This window comes from Xanthocytophaga agilis (genome assembly GCF_030068605.1).
In the GTDB taxonomy this organism is placed as follows: Bacteria; Bacteroidota; Bacteroidia; order Cytophagales; family 172606-1; genus Xanthocytophaga; species Xanthocytophaga agilis.
Genome location: NZ_JASJOU010000044.1, coordinates 1 through 1,477, shown reverse-complemented (window position 1 = coordinate 1,477; position 1,477 = coordinate 1). Strand labels below are relative to the sequence as shown.

Genomic DNA, 1,477 nt, shown 5'->3' with positions numbered 1-1,477 from the left:
CATAGTAAGGACAATTATCCTGACAAACAATGTTGCTTGGAGCACTCTCATTGCCACTTCGGTCTACCACTGTCACATAATAACATCCGGCAAATGAGCTTAGATTCATATGGTCATACACCTGAACAGGACTCCATACACTGTCGATTAAAGTAAACTCACTGTCTTCTTCATAGCGCTTGTAATAAATCCGGTAGCGCGATACATCTTTATCACATTCTTTATCTCCTTCACTTTGCGGATACACCCAGCTCAAATGATTCGAGTACGTGCTCACACTACAAAACGAAGGAGACGGACTACCTTCTTCGGATACCCATTGCCCACACGGAGTCGGATCAATGGCTAACACCACCGCACACGGTTTGATGGTATCCAACGGTGAACTACATAATTCCTGAGACAGGTTTCGCAATGGATCCTCCAGTAACGGTTCATTGTAGGTGCCGACTGTCTCCACATAATAACAATAGAGTGAATCCTTGTTGAGTTTGATCCCATTGCCTGTGTCAAGGTAGGTGAAACTGGCTGTGCTGGTCACAGGTACTTCGGCCAGTTTGACATAGACTTTGGGCACCTGATTCTTTTTGGTCTGATCTTCCCGGTAGACAATATGTGTCGAGTTGGTATTATCCCATGGTACCTGCGCTGTCCAGTTTAACTGAATGGCATTGGGCAATGGAGTGGCCGACAAGCGAACACTCGAAGCGGGCTGAGAGGAATCTGCCCGCGCTCCATTCGACGAAAGCAACACCACTACATATGTGTATGGATTCACTTCAGTGTTTAAGCCACTATCGGTAAAACTCAGATACGATGTCGGAGCTGGAATGCTGCTTTGCCAGTCGGTGCTATACACCGGAGTCGATCCGAAACTAGTGGAAAACCCACTGGCCCGAAACACCTGATACCGATACGGACCAGGGATTTGGGCCGGATCGATTTCGAGCGGTTGTGCCCACCGTACCCGGATTTGTCCCTGTGTCAGATCGGTTTTGGTTACAGACACCTGGGTGATGATCGGAACAGTGAGTTTGAGTCGGGCACACACCTGATCCGAGAGAATACCCGAACCACCTGAAGTACCCGTGAAAGCTGCACTGACCCGATAAGCATACTGAATCCCTTTTTTCACTGTCTGATCGACAAACGAAGTGCTCGAAGCGGTTACTCTTCCTACCAGCGTGTAGCCAGCGGGAACAGATTTGGCACAGGGGTCGATCTGGTCAGGGGAACAGCCTTGTTTGCGCCAGATGAGCAGCTGGGTGGCATTGGCACAGCTATACCGATCCCAGTCTAAGCGAATAGCATTGGCCTGAACTGTTGCACGCAGGTTGGTTACCGCAGGACCCACCACTGTGATACGCCAGGTTTTAGTATCGGTCAGCTGGTTGGGAACCGGAGCATTGTCTTCTGCTTTGAAAACCACATCATAGGGTTGAGCCCGCACCTGTTCACAAACGGTTTTCCACTCAAA

The 1,477-nt window shown here is 49.3% G+C and carries 1 protein-coding gene; it reads right to left on the bottom strand.

What is annotated here, in order from left to right; all coding sequences use genetic code 11:
- Window positions 1-1,477 (bottom strand): fibronectin type III domain-containing protein (locus tag QNI22_RS40095; protein WP_474004541.1); only part of this gene is annotated, 1,477 nt, incomplete at both ends.